At 69.1% G+C, this 23,725-nt stretch carries 23 protein-coding genes; 10 read left to right on the top strand and 13 right to left on the bottom strand.

The features are described from left to right. The first annotated feature begins 533 nt into the window (after positions 1-533). The 6 genes from ABD374_RS20145 to ABD374_RS20120 all read left to right on the top strand — a co-directional run bounded on the left by ABD374_RS20145 (position 534) and on the right by ABD374_RS20120 (position 7,799). On the top strand, positions 534-2,393 hold the full coding sequence (locus ABD374_RS20145; protein WP_344496969.1) for a fatty acyl-AMP ligase: 1,860 nt from the start codon (positions 534-536) through the stop codon (positions 2,391-2,393). Then, a complete protein-coding gene (locus ABD374_RS20140; RefSeq protein ID WP_344496968.1) occupies positions 2,390-4,825 on the top strand; it encodes a thioesterase domain-containing protein in 2,436 nt (811 codons plus the stop codon). The genes ABD374_RS20145 and ABD374_RS20140 overlap by 4 nt, the downstream gene beginning before the upstream one ends. Positions 4,826-4,828: 3 nt before the next feature. Further along, positions 4,829-5,218 (top strand): hypothetical protein, encoded by a 390-nt coding sequence (locus ABD374_RS20135; protein ID WP_344496967.1) that lies wholly within the window; start codon positions 4,829-4,831, stop codon positions 5,216-5,218. A gap of 896 nt (positions 5,219-6,114) precedes the next feature. After that, entirely contained in the window at positions 6,115-6,465 is a 351-nt protein-coding gene (locus tag ABD374_RS20130; RefSeq protein WP_344496966.1) for a hypothetical protein, read from the top strand. 262 nt (positions 6,466-6,727) lie between these two features. Next, the gene (locus ABD374_RS20125; RefSeq protein WP_344496965.1) at positions 6,728-7,300 is read left to right on the top strand and encodes a hypothetical protein; all 573 of its coding nucleotides are present in this window, start codon (positions 6,728-6,730) and stop codon (positions 7,298-7,300) included. 13 nt (positions 7,301-7,313) lie between these two features. Next, positions 7,314-7,799: a hypothetical protein gene (locus tag ABD374_RS20120; protein ID WP_344496964.1), complete on the top strand. Its 486-nt coding sequence runs from the start codon at positions 7,314-7,316 to the stop codon at positions 7,797-7,799. A gap of 556 nt (positions 7,800-8,355) precedes the next feature. Here ABD374_RS20120 and ABD374_RS20115 read toward each other — a convergent pair. Continuing rightward, positions 8,356-8,559, bottom strand: coding sequence for a hypothetical protein (locus ABD374_RS20115; RefSeq protein ID WP_344496963.1), 204 nt, complete (start codon positions 8,557-8,559; stop codon positions 8,356-8,358). Between the two features lie 467 nt (positions 8,560-9,026). On the opposite strand from ABD374_RS20115, the gene ABD374_RS20110 reads away from it, so the two are divergent. Next, positions 9,027-9,653 carry a hypothetical protein gene (locus ABD374_RS20110; RefSeq protein WP_344496962.1) on the top strand — a complete coding sequence of 209 codons (627 nt, stop codon included), beginning with the start codon at positions 9,027-9,029 and terminating at the stop codon, positions 9,651-9,653. Positions 9,654-9,670: 17 nt separating this feature from the next. Further along, positions 9,671-11,089, top strand: a complete 1,419-nt coding sequence (locus ABD374_RS20105) for a hypothetical protein (protein WP_344496961.1) — start codon at positions 9,671-9,673, stop codon at positions 11,087-11,089. 935 nt (positions 11,090-12,024) lie between these two features. Here the strand turns inward: ABD374_RS20105 and ABD374_RS20100 are convergent. From ABD374_RS20100 to ABD374_RS20055, 10 genes are all read right to left on the bottom strand, one after another. Then, entirely contained in the window at positions 12,025-12,201 is a 177-nt protein-coding gene (locus ABD374_RS20100; protein WP_344496960.1) for a hypothetical protein, read from the bottom strand. Positions 12,202-12,204: 3 nt separating this feature from the next. Continuing rightward, entirely contained in the window at positions 12,205-12,858 is a 654-nt protein-coding gene (locus tag ABD374_RS20095; protein ID WP_344496959.1) for a hypothetical protein, read from the bottom strand. A gap of 44 nt (positions 12,859-12,902) precedes the next feature. Then, positions 12,903-13,181 carry a DUF6211 family protein gene (locus tag ABD374_RS20090; RefSeq protein ID WP_327436048.1) on the bottom strand — a complete coding sequence of 93 codons (279 nt, stop codon included), beginning with the start codon at positions 13,179-13,181 and terminating at the stop codon, positions 12,903-12,905. Positions 13,182-13,380: 199 nt separating this feature from the next. Next, a complete protein-coding gene (locus tag ABD374_RS20085) occupies positions 13,381-13,989 on the bottom strand; it encodes a DUF6349 family protein (RefSeq protein ID WP_344496958.1) in 609 nt (202 codons plus the stop codon). Then, positions 13,986-14,384, bottom strand: a complete 399-nt coding sequence (locus ABD374_RS20080) for a DUF6181 family protein (RefSeq protein ID WP_327436046.1) — start codon at positions 14,382-14,384, stop codon at positions 13,986-13,988. The genes ABD374_RS20085 and ABD374_RS20080 overlap by 4 nt, the downstream gene beginning before the upstream one ends. A 44-nt stretch (positions 14,385-14,428) precedes the next feature. Next, on the bottom strand, positions 14,429-14,854 hold the full coding sequence (locus ABD374_RS20075; protein WP_344496957.1) for a DUF6197 family protein: 426 nt from the start codon (positions 14,852-14,854) through the stop codon (positions 14,429-14,431). Positions 14,855-14,914: 60 nt separating this feature from the next. Next, on the bottom strand, positions 14,915-15,565 hold the full coding sequence (locus ABD374_RS20070) for a hypothetical protein (RefSeq protein ID WP_344496956.1): 651 nt from the start codon (positions 15,563-15,565) through the stop codon (positions 14,915-14,917). 76 nt (positions 15,566-15,641) lie between these two features. After that, on the bottom strand, positions 15,642-17,126 hold the full coding sequence (locus ABD374_RS20065; RefSeq protein WP_344496955.1) for a DUF3560 domain-containing protein: 1,485 nt from the start codon (positions 17,124-17,126) through the stop codon (positions 15,642-15,644). A gap of 327 nt (positions 17,127-17,453) precedes the next feature. Next, complete coding sequence (locus ABD374_RS20060; RefSeq protein ID WP_344496954.1) at positions 17,454-17,876, bottom strand: DUF6409 family protein; 423 nt, start codon at positions 17,874-17,876, stop codon at positions 17,454-17,456. Between the two features lie 121 nt (positions 17,877-17,997). Continuing rightward, positions 17,998-18,888 carry a hypothetical protein gene (locus ABD374_RS20055; RefSeq protein WP_344496953.1) on the bottom strand — a complete coding sequence of 297 codons (891 nt, stop codon included), beginning with the start codon at positions 18,886-18,888 and terminating at the stop codon, positions 17,998-18,000. A 212-nt stretch (positions 18,889-19,100) separates the two neighbouring features. Here ABD374_RS20055 and ABD374_RS20050 point away from each other — a divergent pair, with 212 nt between their 5' ends. Further along, positions 19,101-20,162, top strand: coding sequence for an IS630 family transposase (locus tag ABD374_RS20050; RefSeq protein ID WP_425577284.1), 1,062 nt, complete (start codon positions 19,101-19,103; stop codon positions 20,160-20,162). Positions 20,163-20,543: 381 nt separating this feature from the next. Here the strand turns inward: ABD374_RS20050 and ABD374_RS20045 are convergent, their stop codons facing one another. Next, the gene (locus ABD374_RS20045; RefSeq protein WP_344496952.1) at positions 20,544-21,149 is read right to left on the bottom strand and encodes a hypothetical protein; all 606 of its coding nucleotides are present in this window, start codon (positions 21,147-21,149) and stop codon (positions 20,544-20,546) included. 879 nt (positions 21,150-22,028) lie between these two features. Here ABD374_RS20045 and ABD374_RS20040 point away from each other — a divergent pair. After that, the gene (locus ABD374_RS20040) at positions 22,029-22,340 is read left to right on the top strand and encodes a hypothetical protein (RefSeq protein ID WP_344496951.1); all 312 of its coding nucleotides are present in this window, start codon (positions 22,029-22,031) and stop codon (positions 22,338-22,340) included. Here ABD374_RS20040 and ABD374_RS20035 read toward each other — a convergent pair. Next, positions 22,310-23,595, bottom strand: a protein-coding gene (locus ABD374_RS20035; RefSeq protein ID WP_344496950.1) for an IS3 family transposase whose coding sequence is annotated in 2 segments (ribosomal slippage) — positions 22,310-23,322 and positions 23,322-23,595 — 1,287 coding nt in all. Because the reading frame shifts where the segments join, the coding sequence is not laid out codon by codon here. The genes ABD374_RS20040 and ABD374_RS20035 overlap by 31 nt on opposite strands. Between the last annotated feature and the right edge of the window lie 130 nt (positions 23,596-23,725).

The following is a 23,725-nucleotide window of genomic DNA, read 5'->3' as shown; positions in this document are numbered from 1 at the left end:
CGTGTCAACGACCGCAAGTCCTCCCGGAACAACCGTCCCACTGACGACCGGCGGGGCCGAACCGTCCACGAAACCGAGACGGGGCACACCGACCGTCTCGCACCGAATCTCAGCACGCCGGTAGAACGGTACGCCGTCACTCGGGAACGAGAGGCCGCACATCGCCGACGCGTCCTCCCCGTGGATACTGCCGAATTAGGCGTTCGGGCCGGCCACAGGTGATTCCTCTCCTGGGCCGACACCCCGTCGACCCCGGGTGATCATGGCATGACAAACCGTGATGGCACCATCCCTCTTGACAAGTCCATGCCGCTACGCGAGCTGGCCGGCCCCGCCCGACACAGCGGCAGCGCCGTCGCCGACGGTCAGTGCCCGCCCCGGCCTTCAACCTTCTACCTCCCGTGGAGACGGCAGCCGTCGCCTGGGCCCACGCGACCAGTGAGCCAAGGAGCTGCGTCTCAAGGCGTTTTCGGACTGGTTTACTGCTGGGTAGTCCATCTGGATCAGTGTGCCGACCCTCTGTGAGGCTCCAAATGACCGCTGCCCCTTCGACGACGCGGAACCTGCTCAGTTCCTTCCTGGACCTGTACGAGCGGGACCCTGATCGGGTCCTGTTCACGTTCGTGGACGACAAGGGCGTGGACCGCCAGCGGCTCACGGTCGCGGACCTCGCCGGTCAGGCGGACGCGGTGGCGCGCGCACTGCCCGGCTGGGGTGTGGTGCCGGGGGATCGGGTGCTGCTGGTGTACCCGCCGTCCCTGGATTTCGTCGGTGCGTTCTTGGGGTGTCTGGCCGGCGGTGTGCTGCCGGTGCCGGTGTGTCCGCCCGATCCGCTGCATCTGCGTCACGACGTGGCCGCCTTCACGCAGATCGCCGCCGACTGCGGGGCCTCGACAGTGCTGACGAACAGCTCCTACGAGTGGGCCAGGACGGCGGGGAACTTCACCTCCCTGTTCGCCCGCCACCAGGTGCGCTGGCCGGACCTGGCCTGGCGGCGCACCGACCGGGCCCGCCCCGCAAAGCCGCTACGACTCCGATGGCGCATACCCCAGGATGCGGGCCAGGCGGCGTTCTTGCAGTACACGTCGGGGTCGACCAGCACCCCGCGCGGTGTGGTGGTCACGCACGGCAACATGCAGGCCGAGGTGGAAGCGAACACCGAGGCGCTGGGGCTGAGTCCGGACACGCGCGGGGTGTGCTGGGTGCCGCACTTCCACGACCTGGGGCTGATCAGCTTCGTGCTGTCCACCGTGATCGGGAACTCCCACACCTACCTGATGTCCCCGATGTCGTTCCTGCGCCGGCCCGCTCTGTGGATGGAGACCATGCAGCGGGTCCGTGCCACCCACACCGCAGCCCCGAACTTCGCCTTCGACCTGGTGGTGCGCAAGAGCACCCCCGAGCAGCGTGCCCGCTGGGACCTGAGCTCGCTGCAGGTGATCTGCTCGGGCGGTGAACCGGTACGGCCGCAGACCGTCCGACGTTTCCTCGACGCCTTCGCCCCCGCCAGGCTCGCGAAGAGCGCCTTCTACCCCGCCTACGGGCTGGCCGAGGCCACGCTGAGCGTGACCATGGGCGGTCGCGCCGTCCTGCGCGTCGACCGGAACGCCCTCGCCGACGGACGCATCGTTGCGGTGGCGCCGAATGCCGAGACCACGTGCGAGAGCGTCGAGGAGACCGAGGAGGCCGTGACCCTGATGGGGTCCGGCCGAGTCCGCAAGGCGGATTCGCGGGTCCGGATCGTCGACCCGCACACGCGCCGGCCCTGCCCCCCGGAGCGGATCGGGGAGATCTGGGTGGACTCGCCCACCAAGACCGCCGGTTACTACGGGCTCGGCGAGGAGAACGCAGACCTGTTCCAGGCCCAGGTCGCCGACGACGGGGAGGATCCTCGCAGGTACCTGCGCACGGGGGATCTGGGGTTCTTCCACAGCGAGGAGCTCTTCGTCACCGGGCGCCTCAAGGACCTGATGATCGTGCACGGCCGCAACATCTACCCTCAGGACGTCGAGGCGAGCGTCGCCCAGGCCCACCCGCTGGTCCGTCCCGGCGGGACAGCCGCGTTCGCCGTGGAGCCCGAGGCCGGCGGCGACACCGAGCGCATCGTGGTCTTCGCCGAGACCCGCCAGACGGGGCTGACCCCTGAGCAGCAGCAGGAGGTGATCACCGCGGTCCGCCACCACGTCCGCCTCGACCACGGGCTGGTGTGCCACGCCGTGGTCCTGGGCCGCCCCGGCACCGTCGTCAAGACCACCAGCGGAAAGGTGCGTCGCGGTGCCTGCCGGGAAGCGTTCCTCTCCGGGGCGGTGCATGCGGCCCTCACCACGCTCACCGTCCACGAGCAGCCCGCACCACGCCCCTCCACCCTGCCCGGACAGGAGTCCTCGCGATGACCTCTGCTCGCACCGTGTGCATCGTCGGGGCCGGCCCCACCGGGCTGACCCTGGCCCGCGAACTCGATCGCGCCGGACACCACCCGATCGTCCTGGAGGCGGCCGAAGGACCTGGCGGCAAATGCGCCTCCCTCGACATGGACGGACGCGGTTACGACCTGGGCGGGCACATCTGCACCCCCCGCTACACCACCTTGGCCCAGCTCGCCGCCGAGGTCGGCGTGGCCACCGAACAGGCCACGCCGACCCTGGTCCAGGACTCCACCACCAGGGCCTGGGCGGCGCCCGACCTCTCGCCGCTGTTCCAGGGTGACGGCCATCGCCGGTACGCCGACCTGCGCGCCGAGCACTTCCCCGACATCGCCGCCCCCGGGCTCGCCCACTGCGCACGCGCCCTGGCCGCTCCCGTGGGCCAGTGGCTGGCCGACAACCGCCTCCAGCCGCTCGCCGGCGCCCTGGGACCGGGCTTCACCGCGTCCGGCTACGGATCCCTGGACTCCGGCGTACCCGCGCTGTACTTCGCCAAGTACGCCGAACTCACCGGCCTGGTGGCGGATCAGCCTGCGCTGGCGGCGACCGCGGGCGCGTTCACCGTCGCCGGCGGCTTCAACCGCCTGTGGCAGCGCATCGCCGACGCCCTGCCCGACGTGCGACTCGCCGTCCGGATTGAGCGCGTCGAACGTGGCGACGAGGGAGTGCGGATCACCACCGGATCCGGCACGGTGGAGGCCGACGACCTGGTCCTGACCGTCCCGCTCGACCGGCTCCTGCCGGTGCTGGACGCCACCGACGAAGAACGCGAGATCGCCGCCAAGGTACGCCACATCGACTACCGCACCCTGGTGTTCACCGCCGACGGCCTGCCCCGCTCCGGTTTCCACCTGCTGCCCGAGCAGACCGCGGGCTCAGCGGCGTCGGCGCGATGTGCCTCCTTCCACCACCGCTACGACGAGAGCGACGTCTACACCGGGTACCTCTACGGCAGCCCCGACACCGGCGAGAAGCAGGCCGCCCAGCTCCTCGGCCAGAACGTAGACCGGCTCGGCGGCCGCATAACGTCGGTGCGCCTGCAGCGCCGATGGGAGTTCATGCCGCACTTCACCAGCGGCGACCTGCGGGCCGGGATCCTAGACCGCCTGGAAGACCTTCAGGGCCAACGTCGCACCTACCACGCGGGCAGCCTCCCCGCCTTCGAACTGATCGAGTGCAACGTCAGCTACGCCCAGGACCTGGCGCGCCGCTTCTTCCCCACACTCAACACGGCCACCGCCGCCGCCCAACCGCAGACGGTGCCCGGCGCCACGACACTGGACGAGGCCGCGCTGGGCGCCTGGCTCACCGCCGCCGTCGCCACCGAGCTGGACCTCCCGCCCGAAGACATCGACCTGGACGCGGCGCTGTACGACTACGCCTTCGACTCCATCAGCTTCGCCTCCCTGCAAGCCGCCCTCTCGGACCTGCTGGGCACCCACGTGCCATCCATCGACCTGATTAATCAGCCCACCATCGGCGCCATCGCCCGCCACCTCACCGCCGGGCGCCAGGCCGTACCCCACCAGCGTCCGGCGCTATTGCTGCCCATGACCCCCGCACGTCCGTTCTTCTGCGCCGGCGGCGCGGTGGGCACCGTGCAGTACCTGCGCCCCCTAGCCAAAGAGCTGGGGCCCCAGCAGCCGTTCTCCGCGATCCAGGCGCCGGGCCACGACGGCGGCGAAGAGCCCTACACCGATGTGGTGGAACTCGCGGCCCGATACACCGACGAGATCCGCCGAGCCCAACCACACGGCCCCTACCTCCTGGGCGGGCACTCCTTCGGCGGCCTCGTCGCCTACGAGACCGCCCTGCAACTCCAGGCCGCCGGTGAAGAGATCTCCGGCGTCCTGGTCCTCGACACCTACGTGCCCCTCCCGGGCCAGAACCCGCCCCCGGCCAACGAGAGGGCCGCCATCGAAGAGCTGGCGACCATGAACAGGATCGTCGCCCCCACCGACGCCACCCCGGCACCGCTCCTGGATCCGGACGCATCCCCCCAGCAGCAGCGCGAGCAGCTTGCCCGCCTCCTGGGCGCCACCGGCATGCTCCCCCACGAAGACTTCGTACTGGCCATGCTGCGCATCTACCAAGCCAGCCTCGAAGCCTACGTCCGCTACCAGCCGCCCCCCTCCGACCTGCCCGTCACCGTCTTCAAAGCCACCGACGGCTTCCCCCCGGTCCTGCACGGCGACCGCCACATCGCCCTCCCTCTGGACGACCCCCACAACGGCTGGAACCCCCACCACCTGCCCAACCTCGTGACCGTTCCCGTCCCAGGAGACCACTTCACCCTCTTCCGACAACCCCACCTCACCCCCCTCGCCAACGCCATCCGCCACCACCTCACCCCCACCCCACCGCGAAGCGACAAGAGTGTGTGCAGGGAACACCACGGATGAGGAGTGACTGATGCCGAAGCGTTCATGGTGGCTAAGCATCGAGCCGCGGACTACGAGGAGGCCGACAAGGACGCGCAGGCCAACGGTGACGAGATGTTCACCATCTCCGGTGCCGGGCTGACGTACGACGGGCGGGGCTGCCTGGAGGGCGACTGGACCCGGCACTTCCCGACGATGGAGCTGGATGCCTTGGATGCCTTTCTGCAGGAGGCCGACCTGAGTGTCTCCGTGGTGTGGTTCGCTCGGGTGGTCCATTCCAAGAACGGGACATCGGACCCCCGCACGGACGAGTTTCCTCTGCATGGACATCAAGGGCCAGTTCGCCGACACCGGGGAGCCCCCGGAAGGCTCCGGCCAGCTCGCGCAAGCGGTATATCGCCAGCTCCCTGCTGAAGTGAGGAACCCGGTCCCCGGCGAAGCAGCCGGGGACCGGCCGGCGCGGGTTCGACCAGGGATCTCCAGGACTCCGTTGGCCCGCGCGTCCCGTGCCTTGGCCCTACCCCCGGAAACGTCCCGGCGTGATACCAGCGCGGTCATCGGGCGGGTACGGGTCGGCTGAACCACCTCCAGCCGGGCTTCCCCTCCCATGACGCATCGGGCCGCTGTCACTTCCGCGTCAGGCGACACCTGCATCCGTGGGGTGTCAGACACGTCAGCCATTCACGGAACGGTGTGTCCATCAGGTGGGGGGCGACGTGTTGAAGCCGAGCGAAAAACCGCTTCTCCGCACGGACAAGCGCCTGACCTTCGTCCAAGACATGACGACGGGAGCGATCCTCTCCGTCGCGGAGACTCCAAAGGATCGCCGAGACTTCTGACGGCACGCTGGTCGGGCCGTTGCCGCGATCGGCCGTCGGCCGAGACGGCCCGGCACCACCACTCGCCACGCCCCGGCGCTGGGGCAATGGGCGGGCGCTCGGGGTCGAAGATGCAGGGTGAGTCTGACCTTCTGCGGCGCCGGTCATCCAACTCATTCCTTCACCCCGCTGGTCACGGTCGCCGAGCGATGCAGCCTCCCGCGGGAAAGGACAGGATCAGTGTCCTGTGACGTCGAAAGCTGCGGAGTGAAGCTTCATTTTGCGGGGAGTCTTGCGGGCTGAAGATCTACCTTGTGGTGAGGGGTTGGGGTAGCTGGTCCCCGCAACCGTTCTGGCTGTTCGGGACAGTGGCGAACGGGAGGCCGGTTTCGCACGCGCCGGACTGCTTCGCCCATCGCGACGACGGGACGGCCGTGGTCGTCGACTGCCGCCCGGCCGAACGCCGCGGCCCGCGGAACGTGGCCAAGTTCGATGCTCTTCCACCTGCTGTGGTCGCACGAACCGACGGTGGACGTGTCGGTGCCCCTGCACGGCGGCTCGCTGGTCTCCCCGGGGGCGGAACCGGTGACCGCGGGGAGGGGCTCGGTGCTGCGGCCTGGCGACTGGGGTCACCTTCACGACGGCGAGCATCAGGTGGTGGCGCTGGCTGGAACGGCGGTGCGGCTGCGGTCCGCTGCCGGGATGGATTCGGTGGTGCTGGCCTCCTATCTGGTGGCGGCGCCGGACTTCGCTGTTACCGGAGAGGAGCCGTTGCCGGGGATAGAGCCGTTCGGTCTCCTGGAGACGCTGCCGGAGCCGGCGCGGGCGGCGGCGGTCGAGTGACAGCGGCACGTAGTCGAGATCGAGACCGGGCTGCCGCCCGGCGTCGAGCCGGGCACACCTGTCCGGCTGGAGTACGACCCGGTGACGCGGTCACTTACCGAACGGATGTTGGCGAAGGCAGCCGAGCTGGATGTGAGCCTGCGGACAGTGGAGGGCAGGCGGTCGCGCTACCTGGAGCAGGGGCTTTGGGGGCTGGTGGATCAGCGCACGACGCGGCAGTGGCAGGCCACGGGATGCCCGGCTGGCGGCTGCGATCCGCGAAGTGCTCGACGGCGAGACGAACGTCTCGACCGGCACACGGTCGCGGCTGATCCGCCGCGTGATCAAAACGGTGGAGGCCGCGCACGGTGAGGGGGTGGTGCCGTTGCCGAGCACGCGCACCCTCTACAAGGTTATCGACGCGCTCGCCACGGGACGGCACGCCTTCGGTTCGGCGGTCACGCGGCGGCAGACGGCGAACCGGTCGGCGGGGCCGTTCACGCCGACGTTCGCGGACCGGCCCGGAGAACAGGTGCAGATCGACTCCACCCGCTGGACGTCATGGTGGTCCTGGACTCGGGGTGACCGCGCGGGCAGATCTAACGATCGCGGTCGAGGTCGCCACCCGCACCATCGGCGCGGCGGTGCTGCGGCCGGTGGGCACCAAGGCGGTGGACGCCTCGCTGCTGCTCGGGCGGCGGCGCCTCTCAGTGATCAGGTGTGGTTGAAGCAATCCGCGATCCTCTCGCGGGTTCATCCTGTGGTCGTTGTTCGCCTGTGCCGTCGGGTTTCGGCCTTTGCCGGGGATCGTAGGGATGTCAAGGTGCTGTGGGGACGACACCGCCAGGCCTTGTGATCGTTAGCGGTGCATGAAGACATCACACCTGACGCCGACCCGCACGCCGGGCCGTCTCCTTGTTGTTCTCGCGGCGACCGGCGCCGCCGTGCTGGCCTTGGGCGCGGGCCCGTCCGCCGCCGCGTTCGACCCTGACGCACCGTCGCTGATCACACAAGGAAACTCGTGTGCCCGTATCGACGGGGACGACCTGGCTTCCGTGGTGCGCCTGGGCAGTTGCAGCGCCGATCCCGTGCCTTCCTGGTCCTGGAACCCCACCAGCCATGAGTTGAGGTCCGGCAGCCTGTGTGCGACCAACGAACAGGACTTCGTCGTGGCTCGTCCCTGCATCGGTGGGGGGCAGGGCTGGACTCACACAGGGGAACGCACAGGGCAGATCAAGCTGGACGTCAAGGACGAGGAGGGTGGCGAGCTGTGCTGGGCGAACCAGGACGGAACCGTGGTCGTGGATCCGTGCACGGCCGGTGAGCCCAAGCAGCAGTGGACGCTCGTCCGCTGATACCCCGGCCCCGACAACGGATTAGCGATTGGTGCTACGTCGGTGATCTTGAGCATCTAGCAAGGTCCGGCGGCGGCATCGGCTTCGGTGGATGGGCGCCGCCGGGCATCATCCACTCTCGCACTCGCCACCGACGGGGCGGGCAATGGCCACTGCTGCTCGGTCTTCGAAAGCCGCGGCGAACCGGAGAGCCGTGGCCGTTCTCCCGGTTTCGGTGTGCGGCTGGGGGGTGAAGACCAGTCCGGCAAGCCCAGCGGACTCCTCCACCGCGCCTTCGACCGCGTTCTCCTGCACCGCCTGCGACGTGACCTGCGCCGTTCAAGGGGATTGTGGTCAGCAGAGCGGGCTTCGGCTCTGTCACGGGAGCGGTTTGGACCATTCGGTCTCGCTGCCGACCGGTTGCAGGCCGGTGGCGCGGTGGAGGCGCTCCCCGGGTTTGCCGGCAGTCGCAAACAGGCACACACCACGCGTGCCCTGCCGGGGGCTCGTTGGGCCAGAAGGCGGACCATGGCCCGGCCGCGGCCGGTGCCCTTGCGGCGATGTGCTGTGTGCGTGATCAGGTTCCTTCGCGTAGCCAGGTCGGCATCGCCAGGGCGGAGACCAGGCCCACCACGGTGCCGTCGCGTTCGGAAAGGAAGCAGTCCATGCCGCCGGTGTTGGCTTTGGCGTGTTCGATCACGACCAGGTCGTGGCCGTGGGAGTGGTGCCAGTCCGGCAACTCGGTCGCCTCCGCGGTAGAGGGCGCGCTTGGCGGCCGCATCGGTGTCGTCCTTCACCAGGCACACGTTCCTCCCAGTCCTGCAACCGTCCGCCGTGCGCGTCCCCACGGTTCGGGAGCAGCAATGACATCTGTCTCAAGGCCGGCCGAAAACCCGCGACATCGGCAGTGGCCGGGAATGGTTGAGGGTGCACCGCTGAAGGCGTCGCTGAGGATCGACCCGCAGTTGCGCTGGCCACCGCGTTTGGCAGGGATGCCCACCGCGTGAGGTGGGCGTAGATCCGGACATTCTTCGGCGGCGGAGGTCTCTGCGTCCCGGATGTGGTCCGGATTTGACGGGGTTTTCTGGGCTCGGAACGAGCCGTCACGCGTGCGTGGCCGGATCCGATGTCTTGTCCGGCTTCCGGGAACGTGCCGAGGATGGCGAAGCCGCGACGGTGATCACGGGTCGTTCCTGTGACGGCTGTCCGTGCTTTCTGCTCTTTCCCGATCTGTCAGGAGCGCTCTCAGTGCCCGATGTCACCATCGATCTGCCGCTCAGCTTCGGAGTGCCGGAGCATTTCCAGGACATCGACTTCGCCGTCTCCGCCGAGGTGAACACCAACCGGCTGATCGAGCGGTTGAACATGGTCGACCCGAAGCCGTCGGACGAGGACATCGCGCACGCTGTCCTGTCCCAGCAATCGATGTACGAGATGCTCAGCGCGGCGGGGGCCGTCTACGCGGGCACCCTGCTGTCCGGGCCCTCGCGGGAGGAGCCGAAGAAGAAGCTCTCCTCGGTGACCCTGACCGTGACCGCCCGCCCTGCCGAGCTGTCGAACGAGCTGACCGTGCACCGCTTGGCCCGCACCATGGGGGCGCTCTACCCGGACGCCGAGGTCGGTGTTGTCCGCCTGAAGGCCGGCCCCGCCGTGCTGCTCACCGAGGACCGGAAGGTCGAGCGGCCGGTGAACCTCCTCGGCGACGGAGGAGGCGCCACCATCGTGCGCCAGCTCCATGTGTTCGTGCCCATCCCGGGCCGCCTTGCCATGGCGGACTTCGCCATCGCCACCGAGAACATCGCCGAGTGGGACAACTGCGTCGAGATCATCGGCCAGGTCTGCAAGACCATCGCCTTCGCCGAAGCCGCTGCCTGAGAAGGGACCTCCCTGCCATGAAGATCTCGTACCAGATCAGCTCACCCCTCTACAGCCTCGGTTTCGACCCGGGCAGCGACAAGTTCGTCGGCGCGGTCCATTCGGAACTGAACATGTACACCGACGACGCGTCGGTGGCGATGAAGATCTGGGGCTGGGACCCGAACGCCCTGACCAGCGTCGAGCGCTACAAGATCGACCAGCTGCTGCGGATGTTCGTCTTCCAGGAGAACCAGATCCTCTCCGCGCTGCGCCGTCTCGACACGGAGTACCGCGCGTACCTGGAGTCGAACCCGGAAGCCGCCTCCCAGGCCAAGGCCTTCACCGACTCTCTCCGGTCAGACCTGGACAAGCAGTCCACCCAGATGCGGGAATGGGAGCCCTCCGAAGAGTCACCGTGGCCGCCAGACCAGCACGACATGTACGCGCTGCGGGAATCGGTGCAGGGTGTGATGTCCTTCATGCACCCGGAGATCGCCCGCAACACCGGACCCAACCACTCCCTCGCCATGGGCGGCATGAGCTTTACGGGCAACTACTGGCGGCTGAAGGACAACGGCTACGCGCGCGACCGGATCCCCGACGGCTACCTCTACGACCTGATCGACACCGCGATCGCCCTCCAGGCCGAGTTCCAGCTCCAGTGCCTGCTCACCGACCGGGAGTTCACCCGGGTCATCCAAACCCGGGGCCAGGAGTTCGAGTGGCTCAAGGCGGAGGCCGCGCGCAAGGCGGCCCAAGCCGCAGCCGCCGAACAGGGCGGCGGTTTCTGGGGACTCTTCGGCGACATCCTCGGCATCGTCGCCGCGGTCTCCGGCGTCCTGGCTCTCATCCCCGTCCTCACGCCCATCGCGGGGCCCATCGCCGTCGTGACCGCCGTCGCCTCGCTCGGCGCGCACACCGTGAACGAGTCGATCAAGGGCGACTGGGACGCGATGACGTTCGTCGGTCTCGGCGCCGACGCCCTCGCAGCCCTGCCCGGGATCGGCGCAGTCGCCAAGAGCCTCAAGGCCGGGCGGGTCGCCATGAAGACGATCGGCATGACCGGTGGCGCGGTGTCCAAGGCCAGCGTGGTCTCCAAGACCGCCGGCCGCACGTTCCTGGCCACCACCGGCGGAAGCGGCGCGTCCGAGGCGACGACCGTCTTCAACTACATCGGCACCAAGGGCGCGAGGGTGGTCGGGACCTCCACCACCTCCGGGAAGATCGCCGGTAAGGTCCTCCAGGGCTCCGTCAACCTCTCCACCCAGGTCCCGCTGGTCGTGGAGATGGCAGCCGGCACGGACATGTCCGCCCCGAAGAACGCAGCTACCGGAACCGCCTTGACCGCGAACTACGGCCAGTCCATCGGCAGCTGGGGTGCCGTCGGAAGCGCCGCGAAGAAGACCGGCACCGTCTCCCTGGCCGCCTTCGCAGGCGTCATCGGCCGCCGCTGACCCCCACTGATACGGCGGATCGACCTGGGCAGTACACGACCGCGTGCGCTGGCATCCAGAAGCCAGGCAACCACCCTGGCTGCCAGCAGCAGCCAGCGCAGGCGTAGATGGCGGGCGGGATCGGGCAGGGCGGCAAAATTCCACCGTCCTGCCCATCTTCTGGTCGCAGTGCTAGTTCTTCTCTACGCACAACCCGTTACGCGGGACGGGACAACTTCGAAGTCTGCGGTTGCAGACCCATTTTGCGGACGTGCCAGCGGGTGGACGAGCTACTTGCGGGCTCCTGAGGTTTTGGCCACGGAGGGGCGTCCGGGAAAGTGGCTGTTCGTCGGATCCGCAAGGTTGGTCCGCACACTCTCGCTGTGAGCCGTGAAGACACACCCCTCCCCCCGCTGGTCAGCCGCGCCGGCGGACGCAACTTCCAGCATCACCGGACAATCAGCCTGGTTCCTCCTGGATCAGGCTCCTGGAGCCTGGTGTCCTGTTGGACTGTTACCTCTGTGCGAGGTGCGTGGGCTGGGGTGCCGTACGTGCTGAGGCGGCATGACGATCCGATGTCGGTGCGGTGCCTACGCGGCGCTGAGCCGTTGGTCCGCGTATGGAGCACACCTCGTATCCGGCGGCTTCCCGCCGGTTCGCCGAGTTGTCGGGCCCGTACTGGATGGCCTCGGACTCCCCGGCGTACGGGGCGACGCGGAGAACCGGTGCGGACCGGGACGTCAGACTCCGCCCCCGCACCCGGGCGATCGGCCGGAGGGCGGAGCGGGCTCCCGACCAGTGGGGGGCTCGTAGCCGCTGATCTGTCGCCCGCGGTCGGGTCGAGCGGTCTTGGTTGGGCCCTGCCGACCCGCAAGCGCCTGGTGACATGACGAAGGTCCCCGCTCCGGGTCGGAGCGGGGACCTTCGTCATGCTGGCCGTGTGGCTCGGCCGACGGCTACGTGTTCAGGGGCCACTCGCCGAACGGCACCGGCGCCTGACCGTGGGCCTCGCGCACGGCTTCCTCCGTACCGCACGTGGTGCAGATGAAGACCTCGCGGTCGCTGGTCAGCCGGGAACGTGCGGGTCGTTCACCGAGCGGGCCGCCGCAGCGCGGACAGCGGGTGTCGGGCACGGATCACTCCTCGGGGTGCTCGCGGGCGGACTTGAGGATCAGGTTCCAGGTCGGACGGGAGTAGGTCTTTTCCGTCTGCTCCTGGAGCTGCGGGATCAGCTCGGCGTTTTTCGCGCTGGGGTTCGCCGCGATGGCCTGCCGGGCGAGGGTCAGCCGCTCGTCTCCCTGGTAGGGGTAGGCCAGTCCGCGGCGACCCGCGGGCCGTCCGCCGGCGTGACCACGGCCCTTGCGGTCAGCAAGGTACTGCCACAGCCGCCAGCGCTTCCACTTCGGGCGGCGCCGGGTAGGAAGCTCGTCCCAGTCATCCGGTGCCGGCCACCCCTCGGGCGGGTTCTTGACGTAGTGCGACACGGTGGCGGAGTCGGCGAACCCGCAGATCTTCGCCGCCTCGGCCGGGCCCACCATCTCTTCGGGGTCACCGTCGAGCTTCGGCGGGTTGGTGGTGTTCGCGGCGGCGCGCTGCCGCTGAAGCTCGTGGTGCCACTTCGCCCATACGTCGCCGTCCCAGTGCATGACGCCGTCGGTGGTGTCCGCGACGGGCGGGTGCCCGTTGTTCTCCCGGTCGGTCCAGAGGTTCTGAAGGGTCGGCTCGCTGATGCCGTGGACCTTGCGGAGGTCCGCGCGTGAGTAGAGCGTGCGGCCGGTCTTGGAGGACACGGTCGTCTCCTGTTCTTGGTCGGGGTCGTGCCCGCTCGGCGGGGTCACTCGGGTTCGTCCGGGTCCGGGGCCGGCGTCCACGTACGGCTGCCGGCCGGTTCGAGCCGGGTGAGGGTGGCTATGTCCGCCAGGGGGACGGCGGCGGCCCAGTCGGCGCGGTCGGGGTGGTCGACGGGGAGGTTGAGCACGAGGTGTCGGCCGGTCGGGGGGAAGTCCTCGACGATGACGAAGGTGTCGGCCTGATCGGCGCCGATGCTGTTACCCCTCGTGAGCTGGGCGATGTCGCCGGGCTGGGGACAGTCGGGGTGTCGGTCACATAGCATGGTGTGGTCTTTCTGGTGAGAGACACCGACGGCCAGCGCCTTGTTGCCCTTGTGCGCTGGCCGTCATTTGTTGTCTGGGGTGCGTGGCGCCCCGTGGGACGCTCGGCCGGTCGGAGGTTGCCCGCTCCGCTGATGGCGGAGTAATTAAACCACCTTTGGGTTAAGTGGGGCGGGGCCCTGATCCGGAGGACGGCGGTCATCAGAAGAGGGCCCGTTGGTCTGCGGGGTGGTGGCCCAGGTTGCTCGGTGGCCGGGTGACGCGGAGTTCGTAGCGGGGGCGTCCCGCGTGCGGCGGAGCGTGGGCTTCACGGCGGTACCGGCTCCAGGCCAGGACGGGGGCGCACTGGTTGATCCAGCCCGGCGGGTATTGGGCGGTGAGCTGAGCCCAGCGGCTCCGGCTCCGCGGGACGGCCCATCGGTCCTCGACCGTGGTGATCGGCGGCAGCCTCCTCCAGCCGGGGAAACAGTGGTCGTGGGCGTCCTCCACCGCCTCGTTGTCACCGTCCCCGAACCCGTCGCCGGAGTACACGGGGCCTTCCCACTCGCACGCGAGACACCCGCCGCGGAACTCCTGCTCGTGCCCCCGGCGGCCGGTCGGCCGGCTGCGGGCGAGCAGGGTCGGCGCGTGGTGTGAGGGCGGGTCCAGCTCGTGGCCGAGGTCGCAGTACGCGCCGCCGGGGTGTCCGGCCTGTATGTGCCACGCCTGCCCGGCGCTTTCCGGGCGGTGGCGCGTCCGCGCGTTGCGCACTCGCCAGTAGTACGTCTGCCGTGCCCGTGCTCCAGTCAGCTCGGCGACGGTGGCGGTCACGGCTTCCTGCTTCCGGCGGCAAGGACTTCGCGGAGCGGGTCCGCGAGCGCGGCCTGTTCGTCGGGGGCGTCGAGGAACCGGGTCCCGTACGCGCGGCGCACCGCGCGGCGGGCGTCCCGGTGACGGTCGAGCTCCGGGTAGTACGGCGACCGGTCGAGCACGTCATAGCCGTGCTGGGTGAGCACGTCGGCGATGAGCGACCGGACCTGTACTGGGTCGAGGGCGGCGAGGTCGGTTTCCCCCGGGGCCGCGAGGAGTACGCGGATCAGCTCGGTCGCGCTGAGCCGGGGGTGGAGGGGCACGCTGAGCCGGTGGACGCCGTCCCGGCTGGGGGTGGCGGCTCCTCGGCGGCTCGGCGTCCTGGTGGTGCTGCGGTCTTCTGTCGTCTCGTCCATCGTGTGGGCCTTCGATGACTCGGGATGCTGGCGGGCGGCGGGGGTTAGAACAGGGCGTGTTCGGCGCGGGCGGCGGCGGTGCGGAACGCGTGGGCGGCGTCGGCGGCGGTACGGCCGGGCTCGCTGCTCCACCGGTCGATGGCCTCGCGGTGCAGGGCCTTGGCGGCGGGGTCGTCGGCGGCGACGGGGTGACCGGTGAGGGTTTCCGCGAGGATGGCGAACGCCTGGACACGGGCAAGGTCGATGCGGTCCCAGTCGTACGTCCGGTCGGCGGCTCCCCGCCCGTGGCCGGCGGCGACTTCGAGGGCGCCGCGCGGCCAGCACGGCAACGTGGCCGTACGGCCCGGACCGGCGAACAGGCGTGTGCCCTGGTGGATGCCGACGTGTTCGATGTGGCGGGCGGCCCATTCCAGGATCGCGGCCGGGGTGTCGGCGATGACGATGCTTTCGGGCGTATGGCGGGTCGGCACGGTGCTGTCCTTCGGGAGAGCGGGGGCGGCGGCGCGCTGCCGCCGCCCCTCGGTCGGCTGCTAGTGGTAGGCGGGGATCAGTCGGCGGACCTTGTCCTCTCCGATGCACCCGCCCTTGTGACGGCGCGCGCTCGGCGGCTCTCCGTTGCGTCCGCGCAAGTGGCTCCAGAACTTCGGGCCTTGCCAGTCACACAATTCGCAGCTGAGGAACCAGTGGTTATCGCTGCCGGGGAACCCGGTGAGCACTGCCCGCCAGTGGTGGGCCCGGAGTCCCGCGAACGCGATCTGCGCGCCCTCGATGTTGCGATCGTTGACCGGCATCCGCGGGTGCAGGAGAGGCACCGGCCCGCACAACGGCGTGGGGGCCTCGGCGAGCACCTGGTCCAGAGGGACGGCGCCGATCCGACCGGCGGCGTACTCCTCCGCGAGATGGGTGGCGGCCATGTCGGTGCCAGGGGTCCCCTTGGGCGGACGGCGGAGGTTGCGTTCGCCCTCGGTGGTGAGGACGAGCCAATCCCGGTGCCACCTGTAGGCGCGGCCGATGACCTGGTCTTCGCCAACGATCACGGGGTATCGGCACTGGATGTCGGGGGCGCCGACGCGGTACGTCGGGACGGTGGTGCTGCCCTCGGTCGCGGGGACGATGAGCCTGCCCGCTTCGGTGTCGGGGACGGTGAGGGTCGCGGGTCGTTCGAGGAGCTGCGTGGTCATGGTGGTGCCCTGTTCTGGTGAGAGAGGGGCCCGTCCCCCGGCGTGCTCGGCCGCCGGGGGACGGGTGGGGGCTTGGTTACGCGGCCTCGGCCGGGGCCTGCGGGGCGGCGGTCCATTCACGGCGCGGAATGATGCCCAGCTCGTCTAGGACCGGGGCGTGGCTGCCGTTGTCCGGGACCCATTCCCAGTCGGCGCCTTCGGTGCCGGGCCTGTCGGTCCAGGTGAGCATGTAGGAGCGGCCGGAGGTGCGGGGGTCGCCGCACACCGCCTGTGCCTCGCGGCGGGTCATGGCCCACAAGGCGCGCTTGCGGGAGCGGCGGGAGTTCTTCGAGGTGATGAGCACCAGTGCCATGCCCTCCTGCCCGTTTGCCTTTTCAGCGGGGGCCGTCGCCGGGGTCGACCTCCCTTCAGGGGCGTGTTGACAGAGAGCCCAGCGGCGCGCTTTCGCGTGCCATGGGCTTGGGTGACTGGTAGGGCACGTCTCAGCCGCCGGTACCGGCTTCTTGATCGGCGGGGCCTGCTGGGCCTGCTGGGCCTGCTCCTGGTGCTCGGCGGCCGCGGCCCGAGTCGACTGCTGCATCTCGTCGGCGCTCTTGCGCCCGGACACGTCGTCGTAGGGAGCGGTCCAGGTCCAGCCGTCGTGACGGTTGTCCGCCGCGCGAACGACGCGCTGACCGACGCCGTTGTGAATGTGCGGGATCGTCACCGACTTCGGGTTGACCCGCAGGACCTCGTACCAGGTGTCTCGGTAGAGAACGAAGTCCCCGCGCGTGAAGTCGGCTTTCGACCACATCTTGAAGCCCTCGGCCTCGGCGTCCTTGATGACCTGCTCCCAGTGGGCGATCTCCTCCGTCAGCTCCTGGTGCTCGGTCTCCAGCTCGGGGTCTGCCGGACTCCGGGAAAACCCCTTGGCGGACTCGCCGCGCTGCCACTTCTCGACCGCGCGGAGGTCTGCCCGCAGCTTGTCGAGACGGCGTAGCGTGCGGCCGGGGTCCTTTTTGAACCGCTCGTAGTTCGCGGCGGCCTGTGCCCGGCCGGTCCAGTGGGCGGCGCGGTCGCTCTCGCCGATGCTCTTGCGCATCGCGTTGTCCATCCGCGCGTGATCACGGCGGGCGCGGCCCTCGGAGTGGTGTCCGATGAGGATGGGCTGACCGAAGGCGAACCGCTCGGATATCTCGTGGCTCGACTTCCACGCGGCCTCGGAATTCTGGGCGGCGCTGGCGGCGTATCCGCCGAACCTCTCCGCCCGGCCTTCGGCCTTCTCTTCCCGCTCCTTCTCGGCGTCGGAGAACGATCGGCGGTCGGCGTTGTCGATGGTCAACGTGACCTCGAAGCCCGCGTCTCGGAGTCGCTGCGCGAGGAGTTCGAGCGAGGGGGTGTAGGTGGCGTGGTCACGGCTCTGCGGGAGGTACCAGCAGTCAAGGTTCCTGCTCCAGCGGAAGGGCTGGCTCTGGGTCCGGCCGTACTCGCGAAGTCGCAGGATCTCGGCCGATCCGTCGCCACGGCTCGTGCCCTCGATCAGGGTTCCTTCTCGGCGGGTGTGGGTGATCTCGATAGTCACTGAACTGGCTTTTCCTGGTGAGAGTTTGGTCCGTCCGCAGGGCGGACCGTGCGTTGGTAGCGGCGCTGCACCACCGGCGCGGGCCGTGAGGGACGATCGGCTCGCGGGTCGTCGCGCCTGCGCGACGACAGGGGCTGCCGCGCCCCCGCGGGGCGCGTCCGCTGCGGTCCGGTGCCCGTCGTCGGTCGGCGGAGCCGCCTGCGGCGGAGTCGGCCGGCGGCGGTGAACGCACCGGACCTGTCCTGCCGCCCCGAAGGGGTGTCCGCTGGGGTGCTGGGGGCCTGCCGGTCCGGAGGGTTGCCCTCCCCCGGACCGGCGGGGCCTTGGTCAGCTGCGGTGGAGCGTGTGCCGGGCGGCCGGGTCTGCGTCGGCCAGTCCGGCCCGCTCGCGCCATGCCTGGCGGACGGCGGCACGGAGCGCGTCCCCGTCGTCGTAGGCGAATCGCCCCCGGCGCAGGCTGCGGACGATGTCGCGGAACGTGTCCTGGTGCATCGTGGTCAGCGTGTCGTCAAGCGGGGCCAGCTCGTGCGGGAACATCGCCTGGACGCTGTCGCCCGGCTGCGGGGCACCGAGGGTGAAGAACCAGACCACGGACATGGTGGCCTCGTCCGCGAACTCCGGCCCGCCGAACGGGCCGACGACGACGGCGGGGCGGGTGTCGAGCTGGTGGCCCCGGAACCAGGGGCCACCGATCACGAGCGTCGCGGTGGGGAAGTCCTGGACGGTGGGCTTCTTGTCGGTGGTGAGCATGTCGTGTCCTGTCTGGTGAGAGATTCCGCCGGGGCCGGTCGGCCCCGGCGGCGGTGTCGCGGTCGGGGGGTTGCCCTCCCCCTTCCAACACCATTAATTAAACCATGTTCTTGGGTCTGGGTCAACCGGCCACGGCAAGTTCGCGGCGGCGCTCGGCGGCCGTGGTAACGGCGCGGGCGATGGCGCGGCCGGTCTCGATGGCCCGGACGGCGGACTCATGCACCGGGGGCTTCTTCTCCTGGGTGATGATGCCCGCGAGCGGCGGCATGACGGCGGGGCCTGGGGCGACGTTCAGGATGAGCGCGGCAACGTGGGCGGCTGAGGCAACTTCGGCGGCGCGCTGCCCCGGAAGGGGGGCTTCCGCCTCTGTGATGCGTCGCCACGCGTGGCCGTACAGCAGGATGCGGACGGCGCTGTCGGGGGCGTCCTGGGTGAAGTCGAACCCTCCGGCCTGCTCGGGGTCCTCGTGGTGCTGGTCGCGGTACTGGTTCACCAGGACATCGCGGATGACCTCGGCGGCGAGCGGGGCGGCGGCGGGCGGCTCGTAGGCGTCGCCGTCGGTCTGGCTGATGTCGAAAACCGGCCCGGCCTTGAAGCCGGACACCTTGCGCCCCTGGCTCTCGGCGGCCTCGCCGGTGGCCTCTCGCTGCCCGCCGTCGGCGGCTGCGGCGGTGGCCTCCTGAGCATCCTCGGTCCGGCGCTTGATCGGCGTCCAGATACGGAGGGAGGTGGACCCCTTGGCCGGGAAGCGTCCGGCCTTTCGCCAGTCTCCGGAGCTGAGTACGTGGGTGGCGTTCGGGCACTGGGCGGCGATGGCGATGCAGTTGGTGGGGCTGCGGTCGTCGCGGTCCGGGTGGGTCAGGTTCGCGGCCGTGCGCATGACGGCGGCCCAGAATTCTTCGCTGCCGACCATCGCGCCGTACGCGCGATCCATGACGGCTTCGAGTTCACCGCGCATCTTGGCGGAGTAGGCCCGGCGCTCTTCGTCGGTCATCTTCGGCTTACGGGGCATGTCGCAGTCCTCCTGGTGAGAGATCGTCCGGGGCCGGCTGGCCCCACGGTGTCGGTCGGGGGGTTGCCCTCCCCCTTCCGACACCACTAATTAAACCACGTTTTTGGATGATCGGCAACCCACTAAATCCAGTACAACCCTGCTTCGTTGCTCACGGCGCGGTATGCGGCTATTGATCCGAAACGGCTTGGGTTCTGGGTCGTTGGTGGGGTGTGAGCGATTTGGTGGGGGACGCGCGGCATCTGTCGCCGTCGGCGCAGGAGGCCCTTCGGCTGCGGGCGGTGGCCGCCTTGGTGGCGGGACGGGACCGTGAAGACGTGGCGGCAGTCTTCGGGGTGTCGCTGAAGGCAGTCGACGGGTGGTGGGCGAAGTGGCGGGCCGGCGGCCGGGAGGCGCTGGTCATGCTGCCGCGGGGTAAGCCGGTCGGGGTGCATCAGGTGCTCGGGGATGCCGAGCAGGCCGCTGTGCGGCAGGCGGTCCTCGATCACCGGCCCTGCGACGTGGGCTTGAGCGGGCAGCTGTGGACACGGCGGCTGGTCGGTGACCTGATCGCGAAGCTGTACCGGGTGCGGCTGACCGAGCCAGGGGTGGGCAAGTACCTGAAGCGGTGGGGGCTGTCCTTCCAGCGCCCTGACAAGCGGGCCGTCGAGCAGGACCCCGAGGCCGTGGCGCGCTGGCATCAGGAGGCCTGGCCGAAGATCCGGGCCAAGGCGAAGAAGGACGGCGGCGAAATCCTCTTCGCCGACCAGGTCGGCATCCGGTCCGATCAGGTCACCGGCCGCACCTGGGGTGAGAAGGGCAGGACGCCCGTGGTGCGGCGGAGCGGGAACCGGTTCTCCATGAACGCGATGTCGGCGATCAGCACCAAGGGCCGGATGCACTTCATGGTCTTCACCGAGAGCTTCACCGCCGCGGTGATGTGCCGCTTCCTGGACCGGCTCGCCGGCCACTTCGAGACCAAGGTCCATCTCGTGGTCGACGGGCACTCCGCCCACCGGTCCAAGAAGGTCCGCGACTGGCTCGCCGCCCACCCCGACGCCGTCGAGTTGCACTTCCTGCCGCCGTACTCGCCCGAGCTGAACCCCGATGAGCTGGTCAACGCCGACCTCAAGCACAGCCTGCCCCGGCAGCACCGAGCCCGGAACCGGGACGAACTCGCCGCGGAAACCCGCCGCTTCTTCCGCCGGCGGCAACGTCAGCCACACATCGTCCGCGGTTACTTCGGCGGCCCGCACGTCCGCTACGTCCTGAACGAGAACCCCATGAGTTTCTGATCAATATGACCTCGTCCTCTATTCGCGTCCAGCGTTCGAGAATATCGGGGGCGGTCTTCTTGTCGCTGGCCGCGCGCGTGGCCCTGCGCCACTCAATGGCAATTTTAAGTGTGCGGAGTTGGGAACGGGTCAGTTCCCATCGGCCGGAGTCCGGGAGTTGATCACCGTAGGCCATCGCTACGGCGTTGTTGATGTGCTCGGTACCGGACCACACATTCTGTGTGGCCTGGAGCGCAAGGGCGCGTTTGAGGGTGCACCGGAGGTGCGGGGCCTGCACGATCCATTGCGGCTCGATTGTGAATACGTCGGCGCTCATCACGGGGCCTTTTGCTGTGGGGGCGGCGCGCTACGGGAGCGCGCCGCCGGGAAACATGGGGGAGGTTAGAGGGCGTATCCGTCGACGTATTCGCCGCGCTCACCCTCGGGGGTCTGAACGTGGGGAAGGAATCGACTCACCGCGAATACGACGGCGTCGGCGATGATCCGGGGCGCGTCGTTGAGCACGAGGCTCACAGTGTCGCCGTCGAGTCCGATACGGACTTCTCCCGGCTCAAGATTCATGTAGACAAAGGCAGTTGTGCCGTCGACTCGGGTTCGCGCTCCGGGGAGTCGGGCTGAGAGATCGCGTGCGGCCTCCTCGACATCCCGCCGCATCTCGGCCTGTGCGCGGTTGTGCTCGGCCACCCGCTCGTGAACCTCACGGTGAGCGGGGATGAGGTCGGCGGCGATCCGGGCCGCGATGTCCGCCGGGTCCTCGGTCACGGCGACTCGGACGGTGTCGCGCTCGCCCTTGCGGAACGGGTAGTCGGTGGCGGGGAACGCGCCTCGGATGTGCAGGTGACCGGGGTCGTCGAACCGCTCGGAGAGGTGAAGCTGTCGGCCGTCCAGGTGGGTGAAGGTGGCGGCGTGATCCAGCTCCTGAACGCCATGGCGCGCGGGCTGCGGTCGCCAGTTCCCGCCGAGTTCGAGAACGATCGGGTGGGCCAACTCTGCGACGGTAAGGGGCGTGTTCATCGCTTGTCTCCTGGTGAGAGGGGTTGTCGGCGGCCGGTCGGCCTGCCGTATGTCGGTCGGGGGTTGCCCTCCCCTTCCGACATCACTAATTAAACCACGTTCTAGGGGTTCGAGTCAACCCGGATATGGGCTCCGACCTGGCCTTTTCTCACACCCCACGGCCCGCACCCGCCCGGCCGGGCCCGGCCACAACGGGCCTGGGCGGGGTTCCCTCCTCGGTCNGCCTGGACGCCGTGTCCGGGTTCCTGGTACGCCCCTTGGGGTGTCCGGCCGAGGAGGGAACCCCGCCTTCACCACCTGCACCACGACGGCGCGGCACCCGACCAACCAGCCCCCACCCCCTCCGAGGAGGACCCGCCGGAGGCAGCCTGTTCGCCCTGGCCGGCACCCAACGCCCATCGACTGCGGATGCTCCAGACCCGAGACAGGTCAGGAGATGGGTTGGCCGTGGCGTGTTCCGTGCAATGCTGCCCAGCCCGCTGACCGCTGCCCTTGCCAGTGTGGATGGAACAACACCGCCGACGACAGATGGATCAGCCTTCTACGGAGCGCGGTGCACGGGTGCGCGGCGAGCTGCCGGTAGGTGGCGTGCCACTCGTCTTGGGCGCGATCAAGATCATCAGGGGTCGTCCGTCGCATAGCGTAATTCCATCATGTGTTCGATTCATGAGGCACGTCGATCTTCGAGGACGCGCCGTCTGGATGTGGTCGGGCCTTCGTTGGCCACTGAGCGCGGTAGCTGGCCAACTTGGCCAAGCGCCGTGCTCAGCACGAGCCTCGCAATGGCGCTGCCCTGCCCTAGCACGGTCGATGTACCGGTGTCTTCATGCTGGTTTCTTCGTTGATCAAGGCATGATGAACACGCGAACTCTGCTCGCTTCCTCCGTCCTTGTTGTCGGCGCCATCTCAGTGTCTGCCGCTCCCGCCAGCGCGGTCGAACCGCCCAAGTCGGACAACGACATGGCGATCTACCCTGGCGCGACCAACAAGCTCAACCAGCTCAACCAGCTCGGCCAGCTCGGCCAACTGAGCCAAGCCTCACAGGCTCTCGACCCTGTGCTCGGCCTGCTTTCGCCCGCGTTCGGCGTCTTGAACCGTTCCGACTTTCCTGCCGGTGTTTTGTTGGCCGGTGATCAGTCGGCCGAAGGTTCTGGGTCAGCGTAGTGTGCTGCCTCGTACTCGGTGGGGCTGATCATGCCCAGACTTCCGTGCAGGCGACGGTTGTTGTACCACTCGACCCACGAGGCGGTGGCGTACTCGACGTCCGAGACCGTTCTCCACGGGCCGTCATGGAAGACCTTGGTGCGTATGCACTCGGACTTGTAGAGGCCGTTGATCGTCTCCATCAGCGCGTTGTCGTATGCGTCCCCGACGCTGCCGATCGAGGGCCTGATGCCCTCGATGCGCAGGTGCTCGGTGAAGCGCACGCTGGTGTATTGCGACCCGGCATCCGAGTGGCAGATGAGCTGGTCGCGACCAACGGGGTTGCCCTCGTGGGTGCGACGCCACAAGGCCATCCGCAGCGGCACGTTGACCAGTTCCACGTCCCGTTTGACCGAGGCGTGCCAGCTCACGATCTTCTGGGAGAAGCAGTCGACGATGAACGCGACGTAGGTGAACGACTCATACGTTCGGACGTAGGTGAAGTCGGTGATCCATTTGCGGTCCGGTGCCGGGGCGGTGAAGTCGCGGTCCAGCAGGTCCGCCGCCCGCGCGTCGGCCGGGTTGGGGATCGTCGTTCTTGGTCTTCGCCCGCGCACCACACCACTCAGGCCGAGCGAGCGCATAGCGCGGTCGACGGCGCCGAACCCGGCCTCAGGCAGGAGGGTGCGGCGGATGAGAGCCAGCATCTTGCGCCGGCCATAGAGCCCCTCGGGAGCCAGCACACGCTCACCGGCCCCGTTCGTGGTGAAGGCCAGCCGGCGGACGGCGTCCTCGACCAAGGCGTCAGTTACGGTTCGGCCCGCGGCCTGGTTGGACGGGCCCGCTGGGGCGCACCAGGCTCGTAAGGTTCGTGCCGCGATCTTCAGCCCTGCCTGTTTCAGGGCGGTGAGGATCGACTCGACGGCATACCCGGCGGCCCGCATCTGATCGGCGAACGCCACGATCAGCGGTTTCGGGGGTCGAGTTCCCCCGCGAAGAAAATCGTCGCGGACTTCAGTACCTCGTTGACCTCGCGCAGGCGCTTGTTCTCCGCCCGTAGCCTGCGCAGTTCCTCCCGCTCGTCCGTCCTGACACCCGCGACCTGGCCGGCGTCAACCTCGTGCTGCATCACCCAGCGCCGCACGGACTCCCGGGAGATACCGAGGGATTCGGCGACCTGAACGTGCAGTGCACGCTCGGAGGAGTACTCCGAACGATGCTCTGTCACCAGTCTCACGGCCTGGCTACGAAGGGCTGCGTCAATCTTCTTGGGCACGAGACCCATCCTCTCTGCTGGCTCACAACGGAGCGGCAGAGAAGTCGGAACGGTTCATCTTGCCTCTGTAAAGACTGGCGGTGCCTATGCCCTGAGCGCCGTGGTTGGCCAGACTGGCCAACCACGGCGC

Origin of the sequence: Streptomyces enissocaesilis, from assembly GCF_039533765.1 — a bacterium.
In the GTDB taxonomy this organism is placed as follows: Bacteria; Actinomycetota; Actinomycetes; order Streptomycetales; family Streptomycetaceae; genus Streptomyces; species Streptomyces enissocaesilis.
This window is presented reverse-complemented; position numbering and strand designations above follow the sequence as displayed.